Origin of the sequence: Agromyces binzhouensis, assembly GCF_004135055.1 — a bacterium.
Classification (GTDB): Bacteria; Actinomycetota; Actinomycetes; order Actinomycetales; family Microbacteriaceae; genus Agromyces; species Agromyces binzhouensis.
Genome location: NZ_SDPL01000361.1, coordinates 1 through 3,285, shown reverse-complemented (window position 1 = coordinate 3,285; position 3,285 = coordinate 1). Strand labels below are relative to the sequence as shown.

Genomic DNA, 3,285 nt, shown 5'->3' with positions numbered 1-3,285 from the left:
CGCGGCGGTCGCGCCGGACTCGAGCGCGATCGGCGTGCCGGGCAGCACCGGCGCGAACTCCTGGACGCGCACGCCGAGCAGGTCGCGCCACGCGCCGGGGTAGCCGCCGGGGCGCACGCAGTCGTGCTCGTCGACGATGCCGCTGTAGAACGTCACGAGGGCGTGGGTGCCGGATGCCACGGCCTCGTCGAGCGCGGCGGCATCCGCGTCGGAGACGAGGTAGAGGCCCGGGGCCACGACGAGCCGGTAGCCGGTGAGGTCGGCGCCGGGCCGGACCACGTCGACGGTGATGCCGAGGTCGAGGAGCGCGCCGTGGAGGGCGTGCACCTGATCGAGGTACTCGATGGCGTGCGTGGGGCGGGTCTCGGCGTCGGACGCCCACCACGACTCCCACGAGAACAGCAGCGCCACGTCGGCGTGCACTCGGGTGCCGGCGACCTCGTCGAGCGCGCCCACGATCCGCCCGAGCTCGACGACCTCGCGCCACAGGTCGGTGTCGGTGCCGGCGTGCGGGACGAGCGCCGAGTGGAACTTCTCGGAGCCCTGCAGCGACGCGCGCCACTGGAAGAAGCAGACCGCGTCGGCGCCGCGCGCGACATGCGCCAGCGAGTTGCGGAGCAGCTGGCCGGGCTCCTTCGCGAGGTTCACGGGCTGCCAGTTGACCGATCCCGTCGAGTGCTCCATGAGCAGCCACGGCTCGCCGCCGGCGAGGCCACGGGTGAGGTCCGCGGCGAACGCGAGCTCGCCGCGGGGGTCGCTCAGGCGGTGGTCGAGGTAGTGGTCGTTGGCGATCACGTCCATCTCGGGTGCCCACGACCAGTAGTCGAGGTCGCGGATGTGCGCGGTGACCATGAAGTTCGTCGTGATCGGCAGGGCGCTGTGCCGGCGGATCACGTCGGCCTCGGCGCGGTGGTACCCGAGCAGCTCGTCGGAGGAGAAGCGGTGGAAGTCGAGGACCTGGCCGGGGTTGCGGCTCGAGACCGTGAGCTTCGGCGTGAGGATCTCGTCCCAGTCGGCGTAGCGCTGGCTCCAGAAGCTCGTGCCCCACGCGCGGTTGAGCTCGTCGATCGAGCCGTAGCGGTCGCGGAGCCAGCGCCGGAACGCGCGCGTGCTCTCGTCGCAGTGGCAGAGCGCGTTGTGGCAGCCGAGCTCGTTCGACACGTGCCAGAGCTCGACGGCCGGGTGCGCGCCGTAGCGCTCGGCGACGGCCTCGACGAGGTCGAGCGCGTACCGGCGGAAGGTCGGGGAGCTCGGGCACCACGCCTGTCGGCCACCGGGGTACCGGGTCGTGCCGTCCTCCATCACGGGGAGGATCTCGGGGTGGCGCGCGGTGAGCCATGGCGGCGGCGACGCGGTGCCGGTGCCGAGGTTGATCCGGATGCCGGCGGCGTGGAGCAGCTCGACCACCTCGTCGAGCGACGCGAAGTCGAAGGCGCCGTCGGGGCCCTGGAGGGCGGCCCAGCCGAAGACGTTGATCGCGACGAGGTCGACGCCCGCCTCGCGCATGAGCGCGACGTCCTCGCGCCAGACGGCCGGTTCCCACTGCTCGGGGTTGTAGTCGCAGCCGAACGCGATGCCCTGGTGCTGGAAGCGGGGGCGGGCGGCGGCGGGTGCAGGCTCGGCCTGCAGCGGCGGGATCGGCGCCAGCGTCGTCGCGGGGTGGTCCACGGTGCTCCCGGTGATCGTCGTTGATTCTGTGAACGTGCACAGATTTGCCCGAGCAGTTGACCGGGGCGATTTCTGTGAACGTACACAGAGTGCCACGCAGCCTCCCCGATGTCAACACCCCGCAGCGCTACAGTGAGTCGCATGACGACGAAGCCGACCCGCTCCAAGCGGGCCACCGTGCACGACGTCGCACTCGAGGCGGGCGTCTCGCGCGGCACCGTGAGCCGCTACGTCAACGGCGAGCGCTACGTCTCGGCGGCCGCGCGCGAGGCGATCGAGGCCGCGATCGCCAAGGTCGGGTACGTGCCGAACACCGCGGCACGCAACCTCGTCATGCAGCGCACCCAGGCCGTCGGCTTCATCGTCCACGAACCCCACTCGCTGTTCGTCGAGGACCCGAACATCGGCGAGATCCTGCTCGGCGCGAACACGCGGCTGTCGGAAGCCGACCACCAGATGGCCGTGCTGATCGTCGACACCGAGCGCGACACGGATCGCGTCGCCCGATACCTCTCGGGCGGGCTCGTCGACGGCGTGATCATCGTCTCCGCGCGCGCCGACGATCCGGTCACCCGCGTCGTCGACCGACTCCGACTCCCCGCCGCGTACGTCGGGCACCCGCCCGGCGCCGCGGGCTCCGCCTCCTTCGTCGTCATCGACAACGTCGGCGCCGCCGCATCGATCACGCGCAGGCTGATGGAGACGGGGCGGCGGCGGATCGGGATGGTCGCCGCGGCGCTCGACCGCGACTCGGGCGCCGACCGGCTCGCGGGCTTCCGAGAGGCGCTCGGCGACGCGTTCGACGAGGCGCTCGTCGAACCCGTGCCGCTCTACTCCTACTCCGCGGGCCGCGACGGGATGCGACGGCTGCTCGAACGCGCCCCCGACCTCGACGGCGTCTTCGCGGCATCCGATGCGGTCGCCGCGGGAGCAATCGAGGCGATCAAGGAGACCGGGCGCAGCGTGCCCGACGACATCGGCGTCGTCGGCTTCGACGACAGCGCCTGGGCGCTGCGCACGACGCCCGCGCTCTCGACGGTGCGCCAGCCCGCTGCAGGACTCGGCGCCGAGGCGGCGCGCCTCGTGCTCGCCCGGCTCCGGGGCGACGAACCGGCGGCCGAGGTTCGACTCGACTGCGACATCGTCTGGCGCGGCTCCGCCTGAACGCGCGCATCCACGACGCGCGCACGGCTCCGCGCCTGGGCCGTCAGCGCAGCGCGTCGGCGATGGGGGTCGCTCCGCGGTTGAACCGGATGGTGCGGCCGACCGTCGCCGGCTCGACGAGCGTCGCGGCGACGGTCGCGGCGACGTCGGCACGATCCACGTCGGAGCTCTCCTCGGCGGTCGTGTCGATGCGGCCCGTGCCCGGCCCGTCGGCGAGCGTGGACGGCCCGAGGATGGTGTAGTCGAGGCCCGACGCGCGGAGGTGCTCGTCGGCGTCGGCCTTGGCGTCGGCGTAGTGCCGGAACGCGCTGTCGGCGGGCACCCGGTGGTCGACGCGCGACCCGAAGTACGACACCATCACGTACCGGCCGACGCCGGCCTGCGCCGCGGCATCCATCGAGCGGACCGCCGCGTCGTGGTCGACCGCGCGCGTGCGCGCCGGGTCGCCGCCGC

Annotated in this window: 3 protein-coding genes; 1 reads left to right on the top strand and 2 read right to left on the bottom strand. The window is 73.0% G+C overall.

What is annotated here, in order from left to right:
* Positions 1 to 1,629 (bottom strand): beta-galactosidase (locus ESO86_RS14125; RefSeq protein ID WP_165307881.1); only part of this gene is annotated, 1,629 nt, incomplete at its 3' end.
* Positions 1,630 to 1,809: 180 nt separating this feature from the next.
* Here ESO86_RS14125 and ESO86_RS14120 point away from each other — a divergent pair.
* Positions 1,810 to 2,832 carry a LacI family DNA-binding transcriptional regulator gene (locus tag ESO86_RS14120; RefSeq protein WP_129235572.1) on the top strand — a complete coding sequence of 341 codons (1,023 nt, stop codon included), beginning with the start codon at positions 1,810 to 1,812 and terminating at the stop codon, positions 2,830 to 2,832.
* 43 nt (positions 2,833 to 2,875) lie between these two features.
* Here ESO86_RS14120 and ESO86_RS14115 read toward each other — a convergent pair.
* Positions 2,876 to 3,285: NAD(P)H-binding protein (locus tag ESO86_RS14115; RefSeq protein ID WP_165307880.1), on the bottom strand; the 410-nt coding region annotated here is incomplete at its 5' end.